General features: G+C 72.4%; 20 protein-coding genes. 12 read left to right on the forward strand and 8 right to left on the reverse strand.

All coding sequences use genetic code 11. The features are described from left to right. Nucleotides 1–164: 164 nt before the first annotated feature. The 3 genes from ACGFZS_RS20685 (at nucleotide 165) to ACGFZS_RS20695 (ending at nucleotide 6,943) form a co-directional block, all read left to right on the forward strand. Nucleotides 165–2,087 (forward strand): putative T7SS-secreted protein, encoded by a 1,923-nt coding sequence (locus ACGFZS_RS20685; protein ID WP_393796322.1) that lies wholly within the window; start codon nucleotides 165–167, stop codon nucleotides 2,085–2,087. An 82-nt stretch (nucleotides 2,088–2,169) separates the two neighbouring features. After that, nucleotides 2,170–2,463, forward strand: a complete 294-nt coding sequence (locus ACGFZS_RS20690; RefSeq protein WP_383718804.1) for a WXG100 family type VII secretion target — start codon at nucleotides 2,170–2,172, stop codon at nucleotides 2,461–2,463. Nucleotides 2,464–2,539: 76 nt separating this feature from the next. Next, a complete protein-coding gene (locus ACGFZS_RS20695; protein ID WP_393796577.1) occupies nucleotides 2,540–6,943 on the forward strand; it encodes an FtsK/SpoIIIE domain-containing protein in 4,404 nt (1,467 codons plus the stop codon). Nucleotides 6,944–7,125: 182 nt separating this feature from the next. Here ACGFZS_RS20695 and ACGFZS_RS20700 read toward each other — a convergent pair whose 3' ends face one another. Further along, nucleotides 7,126–7,773, reverse strand: coding sequence for a hypothetical protein (locus ACGFZS_RS20700; protein ID WP_393796323.1), 648 nt, complete (start codon nucleotides 7,771–7,773; stop codon nucleotides 7,126–7,128). Between the two features lie 58 nt (nucleotides 7,774–7,831). After that, nucleotides 7,832–8,125, reverse strand: coding sequence for a hypothetical protein (locus ACGFZS_RS20705; protein ID WP_355725621.1), 294 nt, complete (start codon nucleotides 8,123–8,125; stop codon nucleotides 7,832–7,834). A 153-nt stretch (nucleotides 8,126–8,278) separates the two neighbouring features. Between ACGFZS_RS20705 and ACGFZS_RS20710 the strand changes: the two genes are divergently transcribed. Then, nucleotides 8,279–8,947 carry a hypothetical protein gene (locus ACGFZS_RS20710; RefSeq protein WP_393796324.1) on the forward strand — a complete coding sequence of 223 codons (669 nt, stop codon included), beginning with the start codon at nucleotides 8,279–8,281 and terminating at the stop codon, nucleotides 8,945–8,947. Between the two features lie 58 nt (nucleotides 8,948–9,005). Here ACGFZS_RS20710 and ACGFZS_RS20715 read toward each other — a convergent pair whose 3' ends face one another. Next, a complete protein-coding gene (locus ACGFZS_RS20715; RefSeq protein WP_393796325.1) occupies nucleotides 9,006–9,611 on the reverse strand; it encodes a GPP34 family phosphoprotein in 606 nt (201 codons plus the stop codon). 273 nt (nucleotides 9,612–9,884) lie between these two features. On the opposite strand from ACGFZS_RS20715, the gene ACGFZS_RS20720 reads away from it, so the two are divergent. Next, complete coding sequence (locus ACGFZS_RS20720) at nucleotides 9,885–10,745, forward strand: PaaX family transcriptional regulator C-terminal domain-containing protein (protein ID WP_393796326.1); 861 nt, start codon at nucleotides 9,885–9,887, stop codon at nucleotides 10,743–10,745. Here ACGFZS_RS20720 and ACGFZS_RS20725 read toward each other — a convergent pair. Beyond that, on the reverse strand, nucleotides 10,742–11,155 hold the full coding sequence (locus ACGFZS_RS20725; RefSeq protein ID WP_393796327.1) for a RidA family protein: 414 nt from the start codon (nucleotides 11,153–11,155) through the stop codon (nucleotides 10,742–10,744). The two genes, ACGFZS_RS20720 and ACGFZS_RS20725, sit on opposite strands and share 4 nt — an antisense overlap. 156 nt (nucleotides 11,156–11,311) lie before the next feature. Between ACGFZS_RS20725 and ACGFZS_RS20730 the strand changes: the two genes are divergently transcribed. Genes ACGFZS_RS20730 through ACGFZS_RS20745 form a run of 4 tightly spaced genes read left to right on the forward strand, consistent with a single transcriptional unit; the run spans nucleotide 11,312 to nucleotide 16,773 of the window. Further along, complete coding sequence (locus tag ACGFZS_RS20730; protein ID WP_393796328.1) at nucleotides 11,312–11,794, forward strand: cupin domain-containing protein; 483 nt, start codon at nucleotides 11,312–11,314, stop codon at nucleotides 11,792–11,794. Continuing rightward, the gene (locus ACGFZS_RS20735; RefSeq protein ID WP_393796329.1) at nucleotides 11,791–12,690 is read left to right on the forward strand and encodes an acyl-CoA thioesterase; all 900 of its coding nucleotides are present in this window, start codon (nucleotides 11,791–11,793) and stop codon (nucleotides 12,688–12,690) included. Before ACGFZS_RS20730 ends, ACGFZS_RS20735 begins: the two co-directional genes overlap by 4 nt. A 46-nt stretch (nucleotides 12,691–12,736) precedes the next feature. Then, nucleotides 12,737–14,377, forward strand: a complete 1,641-nt coding sequence (locus ACGFZS_RS20740) for an AMP-binding protein (RefSeq protein ID WP_393796330.1) — start codon at nucleotides 12,737–12,739, stop codon at nucleotides 14,375–14,377. Between the two features lie 11 nt (nucleotides 14,378–14,388). After that, nucleotides 14,389–16,773, forward strand: coding sequence for a bifunctional salicylyl-CoA 5-hydroxylase/oxidoreductase (locus ACGFZS_RS20745; protein WP_393796331.1), 2,385 nt, complete (start codon nucleotides 14,389–14,391; stop codon nucleotides 16,771–16,773). Here ACGFZS_RS20745 and ACGFZS_RS20750 read toward each other — a convergent pair. The 3 genes from ACGFZS_RS20750 to ACGFZS_RS20760 form a co-directional block, all read right to left on the reverse strand. After that, complete coding sequence (locus tag ACGFZS_RS20750) at nucleotides 16,756–18,078, reverse strand: DUF3500 domain-containing protein (RefSeq protein WP_393796332.1); 1,323 nt, start codon at nucleotides 18,076–18,078, stop codon at nucleotides 16,756–16,758. The genes ACGFZS_RS20745 and ACGFZS_RS20750 overlap by 18 nt on opposite strands. A 145-nt stretch (nucleotides 18,079–18,223) precedes the next feature. Beyond that, nucleotides 18,224–19,660: a sensor histidine kinase gene (locus ACGFZS_RS20755; RefSeq protein ID WP_393796578.1), complete on the reverse strand. Its 1,437-nt coding sequence runs from the start codon at nucleotides 19,658–19,660 to the stop codon at nucleotides 18,224–18,226. Between the two features lie 53 nt (nucleotides 19,661–19,713). Continuing rightward, entirely contained in the window at nucleotides 19,714–20,439 is a 726-nt protein-coding gene (locus ACGFZS_RS20760; RefSeq protein ID WP_393796333.1) for a response regulator transcription factor, read from the reverse strand. A 90-nt stretch (nucleotides 20,440–20,529) separates the two neighbouring features. On the opposite strand from ACGFZS_RS20760, the gene ACGFZS_RS20765 reads away from it, so the two are divergent. Then, entirely contained in the window at nucleotides 20,530–21,102 is a 573-nt protein-coding gene (locus ACGFZS_RS20765; protein WP_393796334.1) for a chloramphenicol phosphotransferase CPT family protein, read from the forward strand. Between the two features lie 16 nt (nucleotides 21,103–21,118). On the opposite strand, the gene ACGFZS_RS20770 is transcribed toward ACGFZS_RS20765, so the two are convergent. Further along, nucleotides 21,119–22,573: a purine-cytosine permease family protein gene (locus ACGFZS_RS20770; protein ID WP_393796335.1), complete on the reverse strand. Its 1,455-nt coding sequence runs from the start codon at nucleotides 22,571–22,573 to the stop codon at nucleotides 21,119–21,121. Between the two features lie 258 nt (nucleotides 22,574–22,831). On the opposite strand from ACGFZS_RS20770, the gene ACGFZS_RS20775 reads away from it, so the two are divergent. Together ACGFZS_RS20775 and ACGFZS_RS20780 are read left to right on the forward strand one after the other, a co-directional pair. Then, complete coding sequence (locus ACGFZS_RS20775; RefSeq protein WP_393796336.1) at nucleotides 22,832–23,635, forward strand: serine hydrolase; 804 nt, start codon at nucleotides 22,832–22,834, stop codon at nucleotides 23,633–23,635. Between the two features lie 87 nt (nucleotides 23,636–23,722). Continuing rightward, nucleotides 23,723–24,895, forward strand: a complete 1,173-nt coding sequence (locus ACGFZS_RS20780; protein WP_393796337.1) for an AI-2E family transporter — start codon at nucleotides 23,723–23,725, stop codon at nucleotides 24,893–24,895. Nucleotides 24,896–24,934 lie beyond the last annotated feature (39 nt).

Consider the following 24,934-nt stretch of genomic DNA (forward strand, 5'->3'; position numbering starts at 1 on the left):
CCTGTCCACCCATGCCCTCTCTGGTTCCGTTGCACCGACTACACGGAGCCGCCCGGTGAAAGAGTTCGAAGCGGACCCGGCCGCGCATCGGGTTGAACCCTTCGTGACACCGACCCCGTGTACCTGGCGAACCGCACTCACAGGCACCGGACCGGGGGACCCCAATGGCACGTCGGCACGCGAGTCCCGAGGACTTCCAGCTCGTCGGCATGGACTCGGACCCGACGCCCGGCGACCCCGACCTGATCCAGGGTGTGATGACGCGGTACCGGGACATCGGGGACGCCGCGGAGAAGGCGCTGAACGTCCTGAAGAAGGACGGCACGATCGCGCAGGGCCGTGGTTCGGCGATGGACCAGCTGAAGGAGAAGATCGGCGACGATCTCCCCGACAAGCTGACCAAGACCATGACCTCGTACCACGACGCGGCCCAGGCCTACAGCGACTACATGCCGAAGCTGCGCGAGGCGCAGGACACCTTCGACCGGGCGGTGGACCAGGCGCGGTCCGCCGCACCGCAGGCGAACCAGGCGCCCAAGGAACTCGGCGCCAACCCCACGGACCAGGAGAAGTCCGATGCGCGCCGGACCCAGGACGCCATCGACACCGGCAAGTCCGAGCTGAACGCGGCCAAGAGCCTGGCCGAACAGGCGAAGTCGATGCGGGAGAGCGCGCAGCGCCAGTGCGCCGACGTGCTGGACCGGGCCGCGCAGGAGGCGATTCCGGAACGGAACATCTTCCAGAAGATCGCCGACTTCTTCAAGGACTTCCCGTTCGTCCAGATCCTGCTGGCCGCGCTCGTCGCCGTCGTGGCGGTGTTCTTCCCGGTGGTGGGTGCGCTGCTGGGGGGCGCGCTGTTCGTCTTCAACCAAGTGATAGCCAGTCAGACCGGCGGTATCAAAGCCGGTGACTTCATCGTGGGCCTGCTCGGGATCGTCCCCGGCGGCTCCCTGCTCAAGCTCGGCGGCCGGGCGGTCGAGGCGATCGCGCCGGCCGCCGTGGCCGCGGTGAAGAACTCCGGGTTCATCGCCAAGAGCACCGGCTCGATCACCAAGATCGGGGAGTCCGTCACCAACAGCAAGATCGTGAGCGGTGTCCTCGCCCACCCCGTCGGCAAGGTGGGCGCGGAGGTCACCGGCAACTTCCTGAAGAACTCGGCGCTGGAGGCGGGCGCCAAGGCGGCCAACCACGACCAGATCACCGCCGCGGGCGTGTTCGCGGGGGCCGCGGCCGGAGCGGTGGCCGGAGCCGCCTTCAAGGGCGGCATCGGCAGCATCGGGAAGAGACGCGGCAACCCGCCGGTCGAGGAGGGCAAGGGCGGCCGGTTCGGCGACACCACGGCACCTGCGGCCGGGGACACCGTGGGCAAGCGGGCCGCGGACCAGGTCGGCGGCTTCGTCGAGGAGGGCGCCACCCTCGGCACCAAGATCGGCGTGGGCGTCGCCCAGGGCGGCGATCTCAACGAGGTCGCGGCGGGCGAGATCGCCAACTCCGCCCCGAAGCTCGGCGCGGGCCCGGTCGGAAAGGCCGGCCTCGGCCGCTCGATCGACGGCATCGCCGACAAGATCCCCATCAAGGGCAGCCCCCGGCCGTCGACCGGACCTGCGCACACACCGGCCCCCGCGCCGGACCCCGGGCACGGGCCGGCTGGGGCGCAGCCGTCGGTGCCGGATCCCGCACACACGCCCGCCGGTGCCCACCCGGCTCCAGCGGCTCCGGCGGATCCGGCGAGTGTGCCGGTTCCGGCGTCGCCGACGGGTTCGCGGCCGTCCACTCCGGCTCCGGTGGATCCTGGGAGTGTGCCGCTGCCGTCCACCCCGACCTCCGCGCACCCGTCGTCACCGAACTCCGGCGACGCGACGCCACCCTCGCCCACCACCCCGGACAGCGGTTCCTCCCCGGGGCGCCCGGCGCTCCCGCCCATCGACACGTCCGGCTCGCAGTCGAACGCCGGCAGCGAGTCGCCGTCCCCGTCCCCGTCCCCGTCCCCGTCCCCGTCCTCGTCATCGTCATCGTCCTCGTCCGGCGACGGGTTCGTCACCGCGCCGACGAGCCCCGTGGACAGTCCGGGCACCGGCGGCGGCTGACACCGCCGCCGGCCGTCCGCACACCCAGTCCTCCGTCCCCGACCGGGACGGATCGCACCGACAACCAGCAAGGAGCACTCCCATGCCCAACTACGCCGTCAACTCGGACACCACCGCCTCCACTTCGCAGGCCCTGCTCAACGACTTCTCCCAGCTCCAGGACAAGCTCAACGAGGTCAAGGGCAAGATTTCCAACCTGCTCGCCGACGGCTACAGCACGCCGGCCGCCCAGCAGAAGTTCTCGCCGTTCTTCGACGAGTTCGCCAAGGGCTTCGACCAGGTCAACCAGGGTCTCCAGGGGATCGGCCAGTACGTGAAGTCCGTCGGCGAGGCCTTCGACCAGACCGACAGCCAGCTCGGCTCCAACCTGTCCTGACCCACCGGCCCGGCCCGCCGCCACGGCGGGCGGTGCCGCACCCACCTCCACACGAGAAGGACGATGAGCAGTGCGATTGACCGTCAGCGTGCGTGACCCTGAGGTCGAGGGGGTGTCCGCCACCGTCGCCGTGGAAACCGAACCGTCCGCGCAGACGGGCAGGTTCGCGGCCGAGCTGGCACGGGCCGTCGGGTATGCCGGAGCGGCCGCGGGGGAGCCGCCCCTCTACATCGGCGCGACCCCCGTCGACCCGCACACCACCCTCCAGGGTGCCGGGGTGCGGGACGGCATGGACCTCGGGCTCGGCGCCCCTCTGCCGAGGGAGCCCGAGCCCGAGGGCCGCACCGAGGTCCGGCTGGTGTCGGGCCCCGGCGCCGGGACCGTCTTCCGGCTCGTCCCCGGCGACTACGACATCGGCAGCGGCCCCCTGTGCCGGATCCGGCTCGCCGACGGCGCCCCGCCGCTCGCCGCCCGGGTCCGGGTCCGTCTCGACGGCGGTGCCGAACTCCTCATGGCGAACGGTGCGCTGGTCGACGGCAAGCCCGCGCAGGGGCCCGCCCCGTGGCGGGAGGGCAGCCAGCTGGCCGTCGGCGACATCCTGCTGGAGCTGACCTCACGCCCGACGGCCCGCGCCCCGCTGACCCCGGCCCAGGACGGTCTCGGCCTGGAGTTCAACCGGCCGCCCAGGTTCCTGCCGCCCGCCGCCGGCGCCAAGTTCCGGCTGCCCGCCCCGCCGGTCAAGCCCGACAAGCGGCCCATCCCGCTGCTGCCGATCCTGCTGCTGCCCGCGGGCAGCGCCGCGATCGCCATCTTCGTCACCCATCGCTGGTCCTTCGTCTTCATCGCCCTGCTCTCCCCGATCGCCGCCCTGGTCACCCAGTTCGGCGGCCGCAAGCAGGCGATGCTCAAGTACCTGGAGAAGAAGGAGGAGTACGACAAGGCGCTGGCCCGGGTCCGCGCGGACATCGACGCGGCCGTGCTGGAGGAACAGCACAACCTGCGGCTGTCGCTGCCGGATCCGGCGACGCTCCTCCAGATGGCCGTCCAGCCCTCGGAGCGGCTGTGGGAACGCCGCTGGCAGGACCCCGACTTCCTCTCCATGCGGATCGGCACCACCGACCTGCCCTCGTCGGTGAGCGTCGACGACCCGGAGCAGGACGAGCACCGGCGCAGCACCGTGCCCTGGCTGAACCAGGTGCCGGTCTCCGTGGCGCTGCGCCGGGCCGGTGTCGCGGGCGTCGCCGGACCGGGCGCCACCCGGCTCGCCGGCTGGCTGGCCGCCCAGGCCGCCGCCCTGCACAGCCCCACCGACCTGCGGATCGTCGTCCTCGCCGGACCCGATGGCGAACACGACTGGTCCTGGACCCGCTGGCTGCCCCACAGCCAGGCCCAGGGCGAGGACGCCTACGCCCTCATCGGGAGCACCGCCGAGTCGCTCGCCCGGCGCATCGGCGAACTGGGCCAGCTCGTCGCCGCCCGCACAGCTGCCGGACCCGACGTCACCCGCGGCGGGGCGAACGGCTACCCCGACATCCTGGTCGTCCTCGAACAGGCCCGCCGGGCCCGCTCGCTGCCCGGCGTGATCGCCCTCCTGCGGGACGGCCCCTCCGTCGGCGTCCACACCCTCTGCATCGACCGCGAGGAGCGGCTGCTGCCCGAGGAGTGCGGCGCCGTCGTCGTCACCGAACCGGGCGCCACCACCTCCCGGGTGCGCACCGGCTCCGGCGCCGCCCTGGAGAACGTGCGCAGCGACTCGCCGGAGGCCGACTGGTACGAGCACTTCGCCCGCGCCCTGGCCCCGCTGCGCGGTGTCGGCGACAGCGACGAGAGCGCGCTGCCCGGCTCCGTACGCCTGCTGGACCTGCTGCACATCGAACCGCCCACCGCCGAGGCCGTGGTGGCCGGCTGGTCGCTCGGCGGCCGCAGCACCCGGGCACTGCTCGGCGTCGGCTACGACGGTGAGTTCGCCGTCGACCTGGTCCGCGACGGCCCGCACGCCCTCATCGCCGGCACCACCGGCGCCGGCAAGTCCGAGCTGCTGCAGACCCTCGTCGCCACCCTCGCCGTGGTCAACCGGCCCGACGAGATGACGTTCGTGCTCGTCGACTACAAGGGCGGCAGCGCCTTCGCCGAATGCGCCGACCTGCCGCACACCGTCGGCCTGGTCACCGACCTCGACACCCGGCTCGTGGAGCGGGCGCTGGTCTCCCTCGGCGCCGAACTGCGCCGCCGCGAGACCCAGTTGGCGCAGGCCGGCGCCAAGGACATCGAGGACTACCTCGACAAGCGCGCCCGCGGCGGCAACGTGCTGCCGCCGCTGCCCCGACTGCTGCTGGTCATCGACGAGTTCGCCTCCATGGCGCGCGAACTGCCCGAGTTCATCTCGGGGTTGGTCAACATCGCACAGCGCGGCCGCTCGCTCGGCATCCACCTGGTGCTGGCCACCCAGCGGCCCGGCGGCGCGGTCACCCCGGACATCCGCGCCAACACCAACCTGCGGATCGCGCTGCGCACCACCGACACCAGCGAGAGCCGCGACATCATCGACGCCCCCGACTCCGGGGACATCTCCCCGGCCAACCCCGGCCGCGCCTACGCCCGGCTCGGGCCCTCGGCCCTGCTGCCGTTCCAGGCGGGCCGGGTCGGCGGCCGTCGCCCCGGCGGCCAGGCCGCCGAGGGCACCGAGGTGGCCGTCCGCGCCGAACCGGTGACCTGGCAGAACCTCGGCGGGCCGCTGCCGGCCACCCGCTCCCGGGGCGGCTCCGGCGGGGCGCGGACCGAGGCCGTCACCGACCTCGCGGTCCTCGCGGGAGCCGTCGCCCAGGCGTCCCGCCTCGCCGACGTCCCCCGCCAGCCCAGCCCCTGGCTGCCGCCGCTGCCCGACCTGCTCCCGTGGACCCCGCCGCCCGCGCCCAAGCCCGCCGCCGAGCGGGAGGCGGCCCTGCCCGCCGTCGAGTACGGACTGGTCGACCTGCCCGCCCAGCAGACCCGCGTCCCCCTGGTCCTCGACCTCGACCGGGCCGGCCATCTGCACATCGTCGGCTCGCCCCGCAGCGGCCGCTCGCAGACCCTGCGCACCCTGGCCGCCGCCCTCGGCCAGGCCCACGGCGCCGACGACGTCCACCTGTACGGCATCGACTGCGGCAACGGCGCGCTCAACGCGCTGACCGCGCTGCCGCACTGCGGCGCCGTCGTCGACCGCAACCAGATCGAACGCCTCGGCCGGCTCCTGGACCGCCTCGGCGCCGAACTCACCGCCCGCCAGAGCATCCTGGGCGCACGCGGCACGGCCGACCTGACCGAACTGCGCCGGGCCCAGCCCGCCGAGGAACGGCTCGCCCACATCGTGCTGATGGTGGACCGCTTCGAGGTCTTCGAGCGCGAGTTCACCGCGTACGACAACGGCAGCTACCTGGAACGCATGATCCGGCTGCTGCGCGACGGAGCGGGCGTCGGCATCCATGTCGTCCTCGCCGGTGACCGGGTGCTGGGCAGCAGCCGGTTCTCCGGCACCACCGAGGACAAGATCGTCCTCAGGCTCAACGACCGCCAGGACTACTCCAGCGTCGGCATCCCCTCCAAGTCCGCTCCCACCGACCCCGCGCCGGGGCGCGGCATCCGCACCCAGGACCTCAGCGAGGCCCAGATCGCGGTACTCGGCGAGGACCTCGCCGGCAGCGCACAGGCCGAGATCCTGGTCACCCTGGGACAGGAGCTGACCGAACGCGAGTCCGCGGTGCCCGCCGCCCGGCGCCCGATCCGGCTCGACGTCCTGCCCGACCGGATCGCCTACGCCGACGCGCTCGCCCTGCACACCCACGGCGGGCCGATGCGGCCGCTGGTCGCCGTCGGCGGGGACACCCTCACCGCGCTCGGCCCCGACCTGGCGGACGTACCGACCTTCGTGATCGCCGGGCCGCCGCGCACCGGCCGCAGCACCGCGCTCCTCGGTGCCGCGGAGTCGCTCCTCGCCGCCGGGACCGGCCTCATCGTGCTCGCGCCCCGCCGCTCACCGCTGCGGCAGCTGCGGGGCCGGCCCGGCGTGGCCGTCGTCATCACCGACGCCGAGGTGCCCGCACAGGAGTTCCGGCAGGCGCTGGGCAACGTGCCCGAGGAGAACGGGGTGATCGTCGTGGACGACGCCGAACTGTTCATGGGATCCGAGATCGACCCCGACCTCGCGCTGCTCGCCCGGGGCGGCGCCGGAACCGGCTGGGGCGTCCTCGCGGCCGGCAACGCGGAGTCGCTGTCGCTCAGCCTGGCCGGCTGGATGGGCCAGGTGAAGCGCAACCGCACCGGCATGCTGCTCTCCCCGCAGGGGCTGAGCGACGGCGAGGTCATCGGCGTGAAGCTGAGCCGGGGCGTCGTCGGACAGGCCCCGCAGCCCGGCCGGGGCCTGCTGCACCTGGGCGACGGCACCCTGCGGGCGGTCCAGGTACCGCTCCTGGAAACCCTGGAGACCGACGCGGCGGGCCGGTGAGGCGCGGCTTCGAGACGGGGCCTGTGAGACGGGGCTTCTGAGACAGGGAGGCGCACCCCGCCCCCGTCGGGGTGTGCCTCCCGTCCGCCCCCGGGTCCGGCACGGCGGCCGGACCCGGGGAGCGGAGAAGGGCGGCCGGACCGTGGGGGTCCGGCCGCCCTTCGGGCTTTCGTGCGGCGGGGTCAGGCGGCGACGCCGTCGGTCCGGTCGCCGTCCGGGGGGACCTGGACGCCGTCGTCCGTGACGAAGCGGAACGTGCTGGTGATGGCGTCGAAGAGGTCGTACACCTCGCTCCTCAGGGGCAGGTTGGGGCTGGCGAGGGTGACCACGAGGAAGTCCTCGGTGCTGCCCGGCACCGGCATCATCGTGTGCATCGTCAGCAGCTTGACGTCGATGTCCCCGGTCAGCCGGGTCACCTCGGTGCCGGTCACCCGGGCCACCGTGCCCACGTGCGGCACGCGGGCCGAGGCGATGACCCGGTCCCTGGGCGCCACACCGGTCGCCGAGGAGACCCCGAGCCGGGCGGACAGCACGGGCAGCGTGAGCTCCTCGCCCTCGGGCGTGCTCACGGCGAAGACCATGCCGTAGGCCATGAACAGGCCCTCCGTGTACATCGTCGCCGTGCCCGCCGCCAGCAGCGCCCCGTACCGGCGGGCCGCCCGGGTCACCTCCCGGCCCTGCCGGAACATGTCGTTGATCCGTGCCTTCTCCCGCGGGTCCTCGGTCGAGGCGAGCGCCTGGGCGCGGGTCCTGGCGAGTTCCTCGCCGCTCAGGTCCACCTGCTGCCACTGGTCCGGGATGTCCAGCAGAAATCGTTGTGCGGTGCTCATCGGTCGGCCGTCGCCTTCGGGGGAAGTGGTGGACAGGTCGGGGGATGCGCCGGGGAGTTCACCGGCCGCTGCCGTCGTCGAGGTTGGACACCGCGTCCTGGTCGGTCTTCTCGAAGGAGTCCAGGATGGTGCCGATGGCGTCCTTGATGCCCTGCACCTGCTTCTGCAGCTGGTGCTTGCCGTCCTCCCACTTGTTCTCGAAGTTCTGTGCGGAGCCGTGGGAGAGCTCGGGCCCGAACGCGGCATCGAAGTCGAACGTGTGGTGTCCGATGTCGATGAAGTCGTGCACGAAGCCCAGCATGTCCTGGGCCTCCTTGAGCTCACTCCCGGGGATGTTGACGTCCGACGCCACTGCGGGCCCCCGTTCCTGTGCGGTGAGGATTCGTCTCTGCCGGGAACACGACGTCGACGGCGGAAAACGTTCACCCGGCGGGCGTCCGCACGGCTCCGGCGCGGCTCCCGCACGGCGGTGAACCCTTTCCGGGGTCCGTCTCGTGTTGCAGGCATGACCTCGCTCTTCACCCGGCCGCCGCTGCCCGGCGGTGCCGCGCGCCGTGCCGTCGTCGCCTCCGTTCTCGCCCTGTGCGGCGCGGCGAGCCTGACGGCCTGCGGCAAGACGATCTCCATCGGCGACAGTTCGCCCCCGGCCGCCTCGTCCGCCCCCGCGGCCTCCCCGTCGGCCACCCAGTCCGCCTCGGGCGCGGGCAACTCGGCGCTGCAGGTGGTCGACTCCACCGCGCAGGACGCCGGACTCAGCGGCAACGGCGGCACGGTGGTCGGCGCGGCGGTGCAGGAAGCGCCGCCCAAGTGGGTGCAGTTGTCCGCGGTGACCTCGGCCGACCTGTCCGCGGCGCACCTCATCAACATCAACCAGGCGGCGCTGTACCGCTTCGACGACGACACCGCCGCCCCGTCGCAGTCGAACTGCACCGGCGCCTGCGCGGCGAAGTGGCCGCCCGTGACCATCCAGGAGGGCGGCAACGTCTATCTGGCGGGCGTGAACCCCAAGCAGGTCGGAGCCATCCGTCGCCCGGACGGCCAGGTCCAGATCACCGTGGGAGGCCGGCCCGTCTACCGCTTCTCGGGCGACAGCAGGCCCGGCGACCTCAACGGCCAGGGCGTGGACGGCAAGTGGTTCGCGGTCGGCCCGACCGGGGAGAAGGCGACCCAGTAGCGGGCGTGCCCCGCCCGGCGTCGCCCGCCCCCGGCCGACGCCCGCACGGCAGGGTTCGCTACAGCCCGCGCCAGACGTTGTCGAAGGCCGCGTCCTCGATCTCCCGGCGCTGCCGTACGGCGGCCAGTTCGGTCACGGCGTCGCTGACGGCGGCCACCACCGTCACGGTCGCGTCGGAGGCGGTGCTCGCCAGGTCCTTGGCCGCCTCGTCCTGGATGCCCACGGCCGCGGCCAGCGCGGCGAGCACCGGCTCGCCCGACGTCCAGCGCTCGTGCGCCCGGGCCCGCTCCGGCGAGTCGGCAAGGGTCGTCCGCTCGGTCGGCAGCGGCAGCCAGCGCCGCCGCTCCCGGGCCACCGTGCCCGCCGTCTCCAGCTCGGTGAGGTAGGCGGCGGCCAGGCCCCGGCCCCGGCGCCACAGCCAGTCCTCGACCGACTCGTGCGGGGTCTCCCGCTTCAGCGCCCCCACCGCCTCGTCGAGCAGCCGGTCACCCGCCTCGCCCCGGGATGCGGGCACGATGAGGTCGCCGTCCAGGGTGACGGCCCCGGTACCGGCGAGGTCGACCAGTTCGGCCCCCGCCAGCGCCAGCGAGAGGTCCCCCTGCTCGACGGGCCGGCCGGCGGCGTCGTACACGGCGACGATGAACAGGTCCCGGGGTGTGGTCATGTCGGACTCCCCAACAGAGACGGCGGCGGCACCAGAGATACCAGGGGTATCAGAAGTACCAGAGGTATCAGGGCAACAGCGGCATGCAGGAGAACGATGCCCCGTCGGCCGCCGGACAGTCTCCCGCCCTTCACCCGCACAGGTCACCCTCCCCGTCCGGGCCGGGGGTCCGGACCGGAACCGGAGCGGAGATCGGCAGCACCGGTGGAGCGGGGGCCCGCGCGATAGGCTGCTCGGTGATCAGAAGGGTGACATGGGCCGGAGGTGGCGGGCATGACCGCGGAAGTCGAGTCCTCGTCGTCCGCCGTCGGCGCGGGCGGGCGGGACAGCCGGCTGGGCCCGCTGATCATCACCCTCTTCGGGCTGTACGCGCGCGGTGAGCACAACTGGCTCTCCGTGGCCTCCGTGATACGGCTGATGGCCGACCTCGGGGTGGAGGGACAGGCCGTGCGCTCGGCGGTGTCCCGGCTGAAGCGGCGCGGGGTACTGCGCGGTGAACGGCACGAAGGCGCCGCCGGGTACGCCGTCGCCGACGGCACGCTGGAGGTGCTCGCGGAGGGCGACATACGCATCTTCGAGCGGCACCGGGCCGAGGCCGGCGACGGCTGGCTGGTCGTCGTCTTCTCCGTGCCCGAGTCCGAGCGCGACAAGCGCCACGCCCTGCGCGCCGCCCTGACCCGCCTGGGCTTCGGCACCGCGGCCCCCGGCGTGTGGGTGGCCCCCGGCATCCTCGCCGACGAGACCCGCCGCGCCCTGCAGCGCCTCGGCCTGACGCCGTACGTGGACATCTTCACCGGCGACCACTTCGCCTTCGGCGACCTGTCGGCGAAGGTCCGCGAGTGGTGGGACCTCGACGAGCTCACCGCGCTCTACGCGGACTTCCTGGCGCGCTACCGTCCGCTCAGCGAGCGCGTCGCGGCGGGCGGCCTCGCCCCGCAGGAGGCGTTCGGCAGCTATCTGCCGATGCTCACCGAGTGGCGCCGGCTGCCCTACCGCGATCCCGGCCTGCCGCTCTCGCTGCTGCCCGCGGGCTGGAACGGCGAGAGTGCCGGCGCGCTCTTCGAAGAACTGGACCGGACCCTGCGCGAGCCCGCGCACGCCCATGCGCAGGCGGTCATCCACCAGGCCGACTAGGGCCTGACCAGCCGTTCCTCCGGGATCACCGCCACCCCGAGGATCTCGATCAGTGCCTCCGGCTGCCAGAGGGCCGTGCAGCCGATGCCCGCCATCGCCGGGTAGACCGGCCCCGCGAGTTCCCGCCAGACCCGGCCGATCTCCCGGCCGTGGGCCTGGTAGTCGGGGATGTCGGTGAGGTAGATCGTCACGCTCACCAGGTCCTGCGGCTCACCGCCGGCCGCGCGCAGCGTGGTGAGCACATTGCCGAACGCCTGGCGGAACTGCTCCACGATCCCACCCGGAACGATCTTCATATCGACGTCGAGTGCGGTCTGGCCGCCCAGGTGGAGCGTGTTTCCCGCGAGCGTTCCGTGCGAGTAGCCGCTCGGGGCGGGCAGTTGGGGCGGGTTCACGGCGACGGGAGTCATGAGGCCTCCGGTTCGGTGGTGTCCGGCGCCGGCCACTCGGCCAGGCGTATTGACAATAAATGACGACCGTGAAAAATACGAGATAGAGCGTGCTCCTGTTCCGGACCCGAGCAGGCCCACCGACCCGAGCAAGCCCACGGAAACGGAGCCGATTCCATGGAGCCAGACCTCAGCAAGTACGAGCTCGACGGCGACAACGCGATGTACCGGCTGCCCAGCGGCATCGTCGCGCCCGTCGTGACCCGGGCCGGTCTGGAGGACGTGAACACCGCCGACTCCGGCGGCGCCGTCCGGGTCTCCGGCGTCAGCGCCCAGCACACCCCCGCGCGCCGCCTCTGGTACGGCAAGGTCAGCAACGAACCCGGCTACCGCTCGGTCACCCACCACCACGGCGAGGCCGAGACCGGCGGATACGTCCTGTCGGGGCGGGCCCGGATCTACTTCGGCGAGAAGTTCGAGGACTACGTCGACATGGCGGAGGGCGACTGGGTCTTCGTCCCGCCCTTCATGCCGCACGTCGAGTGCAACCTCTCCCGGACCAAACCGCTGGTGTGGATGACCACCCGGACCCCGGACAACATCGTGGTCAACCTCCCCGACGTCGCCGACGCCGAGCTGCGCGACTGGCTGAACCGATGACCGCGGCCCCGACCTCCGCGATCGTCACCGCGGCCCTCACCCTCAAGCCCGCCCCGCCCGAGCGCTTCGACCTCGCCTTCACCGCCACCACCCAGCCCTGCCCCTGGCCCAAGGCCTACGGCGGCGACCTCGTCGCCCAGGCCGCCGCCGCGGCGATCCGCTCGGTCACCGACGGCAAGTCCCTGCACTCGACCCACAGTTACTTCCTGCGCCCGGCCGACATCGGCGCGGAGGTCCGCTACGAGGTCGAGATCCTGCGCGACGGCCGCGGCTACAGCACCCGCCAGGTGCGCGGCTACCAGAACGGCAAGGTGCTCTACGTCTGCCTCGCCAACTTCGCGGCGGGGGAGCCCGGCGCCTCCTTCCGGGCCGAGTTCACCGAGGAGGTCCCGGCCCCGGAACACCTCCCGAGCTCGGCCGAGTACCTCGCCGACCGCACCGGCGGCACCATGACCGCCGAGTCCAAGGCCTACTGGCGCGGCGGCCGCGGCTTCGACATGCGCCATGTGCCCGGCCCCGTCTACCTCACCGTCGACGGCGAGCGGCTGCCCCACCAGGCCGTCTGGGTGAGGCCGTTCGACGCACTGCGCCCCGTCGAGGGACTCACCGACGCCCAGCGCGACCTCGCCGCCCTCGCCTACGTCTGCGACTACACCATCCTCGAACCCGTCCTGCGCGTCCTCGACCTGGCCTGGGCCGACCCCGGCCTGGTCACCGCCAGCCTCGACCACGCCATGTGGTTCCACCGCCCCGCACCGGTCGGCGACTGGCTGCTCTACGTCCAGGAAGCGGTGGCCGCCGACGCGGGCCGCGGACTGGGGACCGGCCGCTTCTTCACCCGCGACCACCGCCACCTGGCCACCGTGGTCCAGGAGGGCATGATCCGCCCCACCTGAGCCGCCCGCCGTACGCCACCGGCGGGCTCCCGGAAGGAACCCCACGTTGGCTCTTCCGCTCCCACCCACCGCGCACCTGGACACCTTCGCCCGGGACCACCTGCCGCCCGCCGCACAGTGGCCCACGATCGAGTTCACCACGCCCGAACTGGCCTACCCCGACCGGCTCAACGCGGCCGGCGAACTCATCGACGCCGCCGTCGAACGGTACGGCCCCGACCGCCCCGCCCTGCGCACCCCGGCCGGCGAGCTGTGGACGTACGGCGAACTGCGCACCCGGGCCGGCCAGGTCGCCCAGGTGCTCACCGAGGACCTGGACCTGGTGCCCGGGCAGCGCGTCCTGCTGCGCGCCCCCAACACCCCCTGGACGGTGGCCTGCTGGCTCGGCGTCCTCAAGGCCGGCGGCGTGGTGGTCACCACCATGGCCGCGCTGCGCGCCCGCGAGATCACCCCGATCGCCGAACGCACCCGGCCCGCGATCGCCCTGGTCGACCACCGCTTCACCGACGAGGTCCGTACCGTCCTGCCCGGCCTGCGGGTGGTCGAGTACGGCGGGAGCGGCGCCGACGACCTGGCGGCCCGGTGCGCCGCCAAGTCCGGCGAGTTCACGAACGTCGACACCGCCGCCGACGACGTGGCGCTCCTCGGCCCCACCTCGGGCAGCACCGGCGTCCCCAAGATCACCATGCACTTCCACCGGGACATCCTGTCCATCGACAACACCTTCGGCCGGCACGTCCTGCGGCTGCGCCCGGACGACCTGGTCGCCTGTACCGCGCCGTTCGCCTTCACCTTCGGCCTCGGCATGCTCGTCGTCTTCCCGCTGCGGGCCGGCGCCTGCGCCCTGCTCACCGAGACGGCGACCCCGGCCCAGCTCGCCGACCTCGTCGAGAAGCACGGTGTCACCGTCCTCGCGACCGCGCCCACCGCCTACAAGGCGATCGTCCGCGACGGCAGGGAACACCGACTGGCCGGGCTGCGGGCCGGCGTCTCGGCCGGGGAGCACATACCGCTCGGCACCTGGCGGGAACTCCGGGACCGCATCGGCCTGCGGGTCATCGACGGCATCGGCGCCACCGAACTGCTGCACATCTTCATCTCCGCCGCCGGCGACGACATCAGACCCGGCGCCACCGGGCGTCCCGTACCCGGATACCGGGCCACGATACTCGGCTTCGACGGCGAGGAACTCGGCCCCGGGGAGCCCGGACAGCTCGGCGTGATCGGCCCGGTCGGCTGCCGCTACCTGGACGACAAACGACAGCAGGACTACGTCGTCAACGGCTGGAACGTCACCGGTGACATCTTCCACCGCGACGAGGACGGCTACTTCCACTACCACGCCCGCAGCGACAACATGATCGTCTCCTCCGGCTACAACATCGGCGGACCCGAGGTGGAGGCCGCCATCGACACCCACCCGGACGTCGTCGAGTCGGCCGTCGTGGCCCGCCCCGACCCCGAACGCGGCTCGGTCGTCTGCGCGTTCGTCGTGCTGCGGGACGGCGTTGCGGGCGACACGGCCAAGGCCAAGGAGATCCAGGACCACGTCAAACAGGTCCTGGCGCCCTACAAGTACCCCCGTGACGTGCGCTTTTGCGAAACCCTGCCACGCAACACCAGCGGAAAACTCCAGCGGTTCGCGCTCCGGCGGATCGTCGAGGCCGAGCAGGCCGCCGGGCAGTGAGAGGAACCCCCTTGAAAATCGCGATCATCGGCGGTGGCCCGGGAGGTCTCTACCTCGCGGCCCTGATGAAGCAGCTGGACCCCGCCCACGAGATCACCGTCTGGGAACGCAACGCCCCCGACGACACCTTCGGGTTCGGCGTCGTCTTCTCCGACGAGACGCTCGGCGGCATCGACAACGCCGACACCGTCTTCGCCGAGGCCATGTCCCGCCGCTTCGCCCGCTGGACGGACATCGACATCCACTACCGGGGCGAGAGCCACACCGTCGGCGGCCAGGGCTTCGCCGCGATGAGCCGCAAGGAACTGCTGGGGCTGCTCCAGGAACGCTGCCTGGACCTGGGCGTCACCCTGCGCTTCTCGACCCCCGCACCCGACGTGGCCGGGCTGCGCGCCTCGCACGACCTGGTGGTCGGCGCGGACGGCGTCAACTCCGCTGTCCGCACGGCCCACGCGGAACTCTTCGGCCCGTCCCTGGACCGGCGGCACAGCAAGTACATGTGGCTCGGCACCGACCGGGTCTTCGAGGCCTTCCAGTTCTTCGTCAAGGAGACCGAGTGGGGCGTCGTACAGGTGCACGGCTACCCCTACTCCGACGCCGGCTCGACCTTCATCGTGGAGATGCACGAGGACGTATGGCGCCGGGCCGGCTTCGACGCCACCGAGGACGCCGTGTTCGCGCCGGGCGTCTCCGACGAGCAGGCCGTGGACCGCATCCGTGAGCTGTTCGCCGAGGAACTCGCCGGCCACCAGGTCTTCGCCAACAACTCCAAGTGGCTGAACTTCACCACCGTCCGCAACCGGCACTGGCACCACGGCAACCTCGTCCTCATCGGCGACGCCGCCCACACCGCCCACTTCTCCATCGGCTCCGGCACCAAACTCGCCATGGAGGACGCCCTCGCCCTCGCCGCCTGCCTGCACGAACACCCCGACGCGGAGGGCGCGTTGAGCGCGTACGAGGCCGAGCGGCGCCCGGTCGTGGAGTCCACCCAGCGGGCCGCCCAGGCCTCCCTGGAGTGGTTCGAGAACATCGGCATGTACGCCGGCCAGGAGCCCACCCAGTTCTGCTTCAACCTCCTCACCCGCTCACGCCGGATCACCTACGACAACCTGCGCACCCGCGATGCGGAGTTCGCCGACCGCGTCGACGGCGCCTTCGCGGCGACCCAGGGCCTGGACACCGGGGCCCCCGCGATGTTCCAGCCGTTCCGCGTCGGTGGACTGGAGCTGAAGAACCGGGTCGTCGTCTCCCCGATGGACATGTACTCCGCCGTCGACGGCGTCCCCGGCGACTTCCACCTCGTCCACCTCGGGTCCAAGGCGATGGGCGGGGCGGGCCTGGTGATGACGGAGATGGTCTGCGTCTCGCCCGAGGGCCGCATCACCCCCGGCTGCACCGGACTGTGGAACGACACGCAGCGCGAGTCCTGGACGCGGGTGGTCGACTTCGTCCACGCGCACAGCACCGCCCGCGTCGGCCTCCAGCTCGGCCACTCCGGCCGCAAGGGCTCGACCCGCCTGATGTGGGAGGGCATGGACGAACCGCTGCCCGACGGGAACTGGGAGGTCGTGGGCCCCTCCGCACTGCCGTACGGCCCCGGCTGCGCGGTTCCCCGCGAGGTCACCCGCGCCGACCTGGACCGGATCACCGCCGAGTTCGTGGCCGCGGCCCGCCGGGGCGCGGACGCCGGCTTCGACCTCCTCGAACTCCACTGCGCGCACGGCTACCTGCTGTCCTCGTTCCTGTCCCCGGTCGCCAACCACCGCACGGACGAGTACGGCGGCCCGCTGGAGAACCGGCTGCGCTACCCGCTGGAGGTCTTCGACGCCGTCCGCGACGCCTGGCCCGCCGAACGGCCCGTGATCGTGCGGATCTCCGCCACCGACTGGGCCCCCGACGGCACCACCGAGCACGACGCCGTCGAGATCGCCCGCGCCTTCGTCGCCCACGGCGCCGACGCCATCGACGTCTCCACCGGCCAGGTCACCAAGGACGAACAGCCCGCCTACGGCCGCTCCTACCAGACGCCGTTCGCCGACCGCATCCGTCACGAGGTGGCCGCCGAGACCGGCGCCGCCGTCATCGCCGTCGGCGCGATCGCCTCCTACGACGACGTCAACTCCATCCTCCTGGCCGGCCGCGCCGACCTGTGCGCCGTAGGGCGGACGCACCTGTACGACCCGCACTGGACCCTGCACGCGGCCGCCGACCAGGAGTACCGGGGCCCGGCGGCCGCATGGCCGGCGCAGTTCCGGGCCGGCCGGCGCAAGCCGCCCACCGCACGCACCGACGCCGTCCGCCCCCGCCTGTCGCTGCTCCGGGCGGACCGGGCGGAAGAGAGCGTGCACCTGCGGTGGAAGCCCGCGGGGGAGGGCCTACCGGTGGTGCGGTGACGTCAGGTAGTGCTGGCGGAGCAGTTCCTTCCCGTAGTCGTTGCCGTTGGGCGTCCGGATGATGGAGTGCACGTGCATCTGGGTCGGGACGCCCTCGGTGCCGCCGTAGGCGCCGCGCAGCGGGCCGGGCGCCTGGCAGTCGACCTCGACCCAGACCACCGGGCTGTGCACCCGGACGTAGAACGCGTCGTCCGCGCCCGTGCCACCGGCCCAGGTCACGTACGTGTCGTCGAGATGCGCCCGCACCTCGGCCATCCGCACCTTCGCCGCGTCCGCCCGGGCCCGGTCGACGAACGCCTCGACGATGCCGAGGAGCTTCTGCTTCTGGACGCGGGTGAGGGCGTTGCCGCGCAGGCCCTCGTACGCCTGGACCGCGTTGTCGGAGAAGGCGCCCGCCTTCATCGACTCGCTGCTCTTGGTGGCGGAGACGATCGCGACCGCCTGCTGGTCGGCGGTGAGCGAGCCGACGAAGGCGAGGCTCGCCAGCACCTCCTCGTGGCAGACGGTGACGGTCTCGCCGTCGATCTCCATGGAGGTCGGCTCCGACCCCCAGAAACAGGGGCTCATGACGACCTGGTCGCCGAGGACGAAGTAGTTGATGACGCAGTGGTGGCCGTCGAACTGGAAGCCCCAGGGCTCGCTGTCCGAGGGGGTGCCCATCAGGGTCCAGTAGTAGGCGTCCTCGTTGAAGGAGGCGGTGTTGCCGATCGCCTCGCCGGCCGCCTGGTTGATCTTGCGGATCTTCTCCGTGGTCTCCAGGCCGTCCGCGCTGAGCGCGGCCTTCAGCAGGGCCGTGCCCAGGTCCTTCTGCGTGTCGGTGAGGTCCGCGAGCGACACGCCCTGCCGGCTGTAGGAGTCGACGTTGCTCCACAGCCGCCATTCGGTGGAGTGGACCGTGAACTGGGTCGCGGTCTTCTGGGTGTCGGTGAGCCCGGCCAGGAAGGCGTTCGCGGCGGTGATGACCGGGGCCGTGTCGACCCTGGTGGAGTGGATCGTGAACAGGTCGTCGATCCGCTTGCCGTCCGTGGTCAGGCCGAAGAACTCCTCGGTCAGCGACTGGTTGCCCGGACCGCCGGTGCCGCCGCCCGGGCCGCCGCTCGGCGCGCCGCTGGGGGAGGGGCTCGCCGAGGCGTCGGCGGTGCCCGCGCTGTCGTCCGCGAGCGCCGTCCAGGCCCCGGCGCTGCCCATCGTCACCAGGGCGGTGGCCCCGGACGCGAAGAACACCTTGCGCATGAAGTTGCGGCGGCTCGCCTCGGTCCGCTCCGGTCCCTGCACGGGGCCCTCACCGGCGTCGATCTCGGGCATGCGGCTCCCTTCGTCATGGGCGTCCCTCGTGGACGGCCACCGGACGACCAGCCTGGTCCGGTCAACTGAGGCTGGGCTGAACCGAGTTGCCCACCAGAGCCCTGAGAGCGCCGTTGACCTGGGGTTATGTGAGGAAGCTGAGGATTCAGGAAAGCTTCAGGGGGAGCTGGGCGGCGACCGTGTCGGCGAGCGGCAGGGTGACGGTGAACTCGGTGCCGCCGGGCGCGCTGTCCACCTCGACCCGGCCGCCGTGCGCCTGGGTGATCGCGGCCGCGATGGCCAGCCCGAGGCCCGCCCCGCCCGGGGTGCCGGGGGCACGGGAGCGGGAGGCGTCCCCCCGGGTGAAGCGCTCGAAGACCGTCGGCAGGAGGTCGCCGGGGATGCCCGGGCCGTCGTCGTGCACCCGGATCGCGCACCGCCCGTCCGCCGCCTCCACGGTGACGGTGATCCGCGTTCCGGCGGGCGTGTGCACCCGGGCGTTGGCCAGCAGGTTGGCCACCACCTGGTGCAGCCGGGACGGATCGCCGACGACGGTCGCGGGCGCGTCAAGACGCAGCACCAGCTGCCAGTGGTGGCCCGACCCCGCCGCTCGCGCGTCCCAGACCGCGTCCCCGACCAGGGTCGCCAGGTTCACCTCGGCGGACTCCAGCGGCCGGCCCTCCTCCAGGCGGGCGAGCAGCAGCAGGTCCTCCACCAGTCCCGTCATCCGCGCCGACTGGGCGGAGACCCGGCGCCAGGCCAGCTCCGGTTCGATCTTCTGCGTGTCCACGCCCATCAGCATCAGTTCGGCGTATCCGGCGATGGAGGCGAGCGGGGTGCGCAGCTCGTGGCTGGCGTCGGCGAGGAAGCGCCGCATGTGCTCCTCGGCGCGCTGGCGTTCGGACAGGGACCACTCCACGTGGTCGATCAGCCGGTTGAGGGCGACGCCGACCTGGCCGACCTCGGTCCGCGGATCGGTGTCCGGCGCGGGTACCCGGGTCAGCCCGCTGACCTCGCCCCGGTCCAGCGGCGCGTGCGAGACCTCGACGGCGGTGGTGGCGACCCGGCGCAGCGGCCGCAGCTGCCGCCGGACCGCCACGGCCGACACCGACCCGGCGAGCACCAGCCCGACCCCGGCGATACCGGCCTCGACCACCACGAGGGAGTCGATCATGTGCTGCACACTGCCGACGGGCAGCCCGGCCAGCATCGCGGTGCCGTCCTCGGTGACGGCCGTCAGCCGGTAGCTGCCCAGGCCCGGGACGGTACGGGTGTGCAGGGTGCCGTCCGCCGGGATGCCGTCCAGGGCGGCGCGCTGGGCGGCGGTGAGGGTGCGCGGCCCGTCGCCGGTCACCACCTCGGCCGTGGTGATCTCGTCCCCGCTCATGAGGGCGGCCAGGGTGCCGGTGTGCTGGCCCCGCTCGTTGAGGAAGCCGAGGGAGGCGCCGGCCGGTCCGTGCTGCCGGCCGCCCTGGCTGTGCTCGGCGGCGTCGGTCACCCGCTGGTCCAGGTCCCTGATCAGGTAGTAGCGCTGGACCACCACGGTGGCGAGGGCCATCGCCGTGCACACGGCGGCCAGGGTGAGCGAGTGGACGAGCACCATACGGGCCCGCAGGGAGCGCCCGCGCAGCCGGGCCAGGGCCCGCCGGAGCGCCGTCACGCCTCGTCGTCCGCCGGTCTGAGGACGTACCCCGCGCCCCGCACGGTATGGATCATCGGCCGCCGCTCCTTGTCGATCTTCGCGCGCAGGCCGTAGACGTACACCTCCACCAGATTTCCGCCGCCGTCGAACGAGCTGTTCCAGACGTGGTTGAGGATCTGCGTCTTGCTGAGCACCTGGCGGGGGTGGCTCATCAGGAACCGCAGCAGGTCGAACTCCTTCGCGGTGAGCGTGATCGGCGTACCGCCCCGGCGCACCTCGCGGGTCTTCTCGCCGAGCACCAGATCGCCGAGGACCCGCACCCCCTCCTCCTCGGCGATGTCACCGGCCCCGGCGCGGCGCAGCAGTCCGCTCAGCCGGAGCATCACCTCCTCCAGGGAGAACGGCTTGGTCACATAGTCGTCGGCGCCCGAGGAGAGCCCGTCGAGCCGGTGCTCCACCGCGTCCCGGGCGGTCAGCATCAGCACGGGCAGCCTGGTGTTCTCGTACCGCAGCCGGCGCAGCACCTGGATCCCGTCCAGGTCCGGCAGCATGCCGTCCAGGACCACGGCGTGCGGGCTCCAGCGGCGGGCGGTGCGCAGCGCGCCGTACCCGTCCCGCGCGACGAACGGGCGCCAGCCCGCCGCGGTGACGGCCACCGACAGCAACTCGGTCAGTTCGGGTTCGTCGTCGACGATCAGCACCCGGATCGCGTCCGGCGCCGATGTGGGGGTGTCAGACATGAGCGGATGCTCTCGCAACGGGCTGTACATGAGCTGTGGAGCGGCCCGCTCTGCGATCATGACGGACCACGACTTGCACGAGGGGGCCAGATGTACGACGAGATCCCGGACACCGGCGGACCCGGCACCGTCATCCTGCTGAACGGCACCTCCAGCTCCGGCAAGTCCAGCATCGCCGCCGAGCTGCTGCGCATCCTGGACGGCACCTGGTTCCACCTGCCCGTCGACGCCTTCCACGCGATGCGCGGTGGCGGCGAGATCGCCCCCGACGCTCTCCAGGCCGAGATCGACCGCACCGCCAAGGGCTTCCACCGGGCCGTCGCCGGCATGGCCGCGGCCGGCAACAACGTCGTCGTCGACCATCCGCTCAGCCGCCGCTGGCGCCTCCTCGACCTGCTGGACCTGCTCCCGCCCGAGCGGACCCTCCTGGTCGCGGTGCGCTGCCCGCTCCCCGAACTGGAGCGGCGCGAGCAGGCGCGCGGCGACCGGCAGACGGGCCTGGCCGCCCTGCAGTTCGACACCGTCCACGCACACGGCCCGCACGACATCGACGTCGACACCAGCGTGCACAGCCCCGCCGAGTGCGCCGCCCTGGTACGCCGGGCCCTGCACGCCGCACCCCGGCCCACGGCCTTCGAGACGCTCCGCCGCACGCTGCGCTAGAGGGCTGTCCGGCCGCTCACTCGGGCTCGCGGTGCTCGTGCGCCGCCTGCTCCAGGGCCGCGGCCTCCGCCTCGGCGACGCGGGTCTCCGCCTCGACGTCGATCGAGCGGGTCAGCCACCAGTACAGCAGCGCCGACACCGGCAGTCCGATGAACAGGGAGATGTCGGCGCCGTCCAGGGCCTTCGCGGCGGGGCCGACGAAGAGCGTGCCGACGGAGAAGAACGGGATCATGACGACGAAGCCGACCAGGTAGGAGAGGATCCCCTGCCAGCCCCAGCGGCCGTAGATGCCGTTCGGTTTGAAGATCTCGGCGATCGCGTAGTGGCCCCGGCGCACCACGTAGTAGTCCATCAGGTTCACCGAGGTCCACGGGATGAACAGGTAGAGCACCAGCAGCAGGAAGTTGTTGAAGTTCGTCAGGAAGTTCGACGTCGCGGCCAGCGCGCCGATGAGGGAGAGGGCCGCGGTCACGCCGAGGGTGACCAGGCGCACGCCCAGCGTCGGCCGTACCCGTTTGAACGAGTCGATGGCGCTGATCAGCGTGAGCGAGCCGCCGTACATGTTCAGCGCGGTGACGGAGATCAGGCCCAGGGCCGAGAACAGCAGGACGATCGCGCCGAAACCGTCGAAGATCTTGTCGCCGGCGGCGTTGATCGACGGGATCGTGTCGAAGCTGTCGCCCGCCCATCCCGCCAGCAGGGTGCCCAGCACCATCAGCCAGATACCGCCGAGCGCCGAGCCGAAGTAGGTCCAGTAGAAGGTCTTGCGGACCGTGACGTCCGGCGGCAGGTAGCGCGAGTAGTCCGAGACGTAGATGGCCCAGCTGATCTGGTAGCCGGCGACCACGCCGAACTGGGCCAGGAACGGGGTGGCCCTGAAGGCGCCGAGATCGAAGGAGCCCGCCGGGTAGTGCAGGGTGAGCAGCACGCCGACGGTGAAGATCCCGAAGACGACCAGGAAGGTGTAGGTCAGGTACCGCTCGGCCTTGTGGATGATGTCGTAGCCGACCAGCGCCACGACCAGCGCGATCGCGGTGACCACGACCACCCACAGCTTCACACCGCCGTGGATCGTGGTGTTCAGGGCCTCACCGGCCAGGATGGTGTTGAACACGTTGAAGCCCGCGTACTGCACATACGCGAACAGCCACACCAGCAGCGCCCCGACGTAACCGAACTGGGGGCGCGACTGGATCATCTGCGGCAGGCCCAGCTGCGGCCCCTGCGCGGAGTGGAACGCCATGAAGAACGTGCCGATCAGCGTGCCCGCCACGATCGCCAGCAGCGACCAGATCAGATTGCCGCCCTCCGTGATGCTGATCAGCCCCACGGCCAGGGTGGCGATCTGCGCGTTGGACATGAACCACAGCGGGCCCAGATGCCACAGCTTGCCGTGCCGCTCGTCCAGCGGCACGTAGTCGATGGACCGGACCTCCAGACCGCTCACCCGCGGTTCCGCCGATGTGCTCATGGCACCTCCCAGGGGCCGGTCCCGCCACTCTGGTCACATTCTTCCCCCGGACGGGCCCCGATGAGGCATGCGGAATTCTGATTCCGGATAGCGGAATAACCGTCCGCCGGACCGCGCCCGTCCCTGTTGCCCTGCTCACAAAGCGGGCCCGTCGTGGCGTCCGTCATGTCGCCTGACGCGTGTTTTGTCTACGTTCGCAGTTCTGTGTCCCCTCCATGTTCCCTGTCCCTTCCAGCAGAACTGCCGAGGCCCCCTGGCATGCTCAACCGCACCCTCTCCGTCGTGGCCGCGGTGGTGTCCCTGCTCGCCGGAGCCGCACCGGCGGCCCTGGCGGCCGGCACCGGCCCGGCCGCCGCGGACTTCCGCACCACCGTGCAGGCGCCGGACGCCGCGCGGGTGACCGCCGCCGTACTCGACCTCGACGGAACCGGCCGAGAACCCGTCGTCTACGGCGACGACGCGCCGTACGACACGGCCAGCATCGTCAAGGTCGACATCCTCGCCGCGCTGCTGCTGCACGCGCACGACCATCACCGCGCGCTCACCGCGCGGGAGAGCGCCCGGGCCGAGGTGATGATCCGCAACAGCGACAACGACGCGGCCAGCGCCCTGTGGAAGGCCATCGGCCAGGCGTCCGGCCTGGAGTCGGCCAACAAGCGGCTCGGACTCACCGAGACCACGGGCGGCCTCGGCGGCCGCTGGGGGCTCACCCGGACCACCGCGGCCGATCAGATACGGCTGCTGAGCGCGATCTTCGGCACCGGCGCCACGCCCCTCGACACGGCCGCCCGCACCCGTATCACCACCCTGATGAGCGAGATCTCCGCCGACCAGTCCTGGGGTGTCTCGGCTGCCGCCGACTCCGGCTGGGCGCTGAAGAACGGCTGGCTCATGCGCACCACCACCAAGCGCTGGGACATCAACAGCGTCGGACGCGTCACGGCCGGCGGCCACCACTACCTCGTCGCGGTCCTCTCCAACGGCAGCGCGACCATGCCGGACGGCGTGCAACTGGTGGAACGAGCCGCCCGTACGGCCGTCTCCGCGACGGCGGCCCACTGACCCCCTTGGCGCAGTGCACCCCGCCCGCTGCCCGAATTGCCCCTAACGTGCTCTCAAGGGCGACGGAGGCCGGCAACGGGAGGCACGGTGGCGGGTGCGGGCGGTCCGGCGGCCGGGCGGGGCCGGACGCACCGGACGCGTGACACGGCGTCCGGCACCCGGAGCGCACGGGCGGGACGGATCCCGAAGCGGGCCCGCGCTCCGCGCGCCGCCGCCTCCACGATCGTCGTCCCCGCCCTGCGGATCGCCGCCGCCTACGCCTGGCGGCTGCTCGCCGTCGGCATCGTCGTCTACGGCGTCTTCATCGTCCTCGGCCGCTTCCAGCTGATCGCCGTCGCCCTGTTCCTGGCCCTGGTGATCACCTCGGTGCTGCGTCCCCCGGCCGACCTGCTGGGCCGGTGGCTGCCGCGGCCGGTGTCCGTGGCGGTGAGCCTGGTCGGCAGCATCTGCCTGTTCTTCGGGCTGCTGGCCCTGGTGGGCAACGCGGTCGCCCAGGAGTCCGCCACCCTGGCCGACGAGTTCCGCGGCGGCATCCACCGCATCGAGGTCTGGCTCCGGCGCCCGCCCTTCCGGCTCGGCCCGGGCGCCCTGTCGCACCTCCAGCAGCAGATCGTCGACTACATCCAGTCCCACCGCTCCAACCTGGCCAGCAGGGCGCTCAGCGGCTTCGGCACACTCGTCGAGCTGGTCACCGGGGGCGCGCTCGCGCTCTTCGCCTCGGTCTTCTTCATCAACTCCGGGGAACGGCTGTGGGCCTGGACGAGCCGCGAGCTGCTGCCCGCCGGCGCCCGGTCCGCGTGGGACCGGGCGGGCCACGCCGCCTGGCGGACCTTCGCCGGCTACACCCGCGGGATCATCATCGTGGCCGCCGTCAACGCCGTGCTGGTCGGCATCGCCCTGGTGGTGCTGCGGGTGCCGCTCGCGCTGCCGCTGACCCTGCTGGAGTTCTTCGCCGCCTTCGTCCCGCTGGTGGGCTCGCCGGTCGCGCTGGGCGTGGCCACCGTGGTGGCGCTGGCCGGGCGCGGCCCGCTCACGGCCGCCGCCGTCCTGGTGCTCATCGTCGTCATCGGCCAGCTCGAAGGGCATGTGCTGCACCCCCTCGTGATGAGCTGGGCGGTACGCCTGCACCCCCTCGTCGTCGCCGTCTCCGTCATCGCGGGCAGCATCGTCGCGGGGGTGATCGGCGCCGTGGTGGCCGTGCCGTTCATCTCCGTCATCTGGGCGGTGGTGCGGGCCCTGCGCCCGGCGGCACCGCCCTGATCCAGGACTCCCGCGCTCCGGGGCTCCGGGGCTCCCGGG

The sequence above is a fragment of the Streptomyces sp. NPDC048288 genome (assembly GCF_043201555.1).
In the GTDB taxonomy this organism is placed as follows: Bacteria; Actinomycetota; Actinomycetes; order Streptomycetales; family Streptomycetaceae; genus Streptomyces.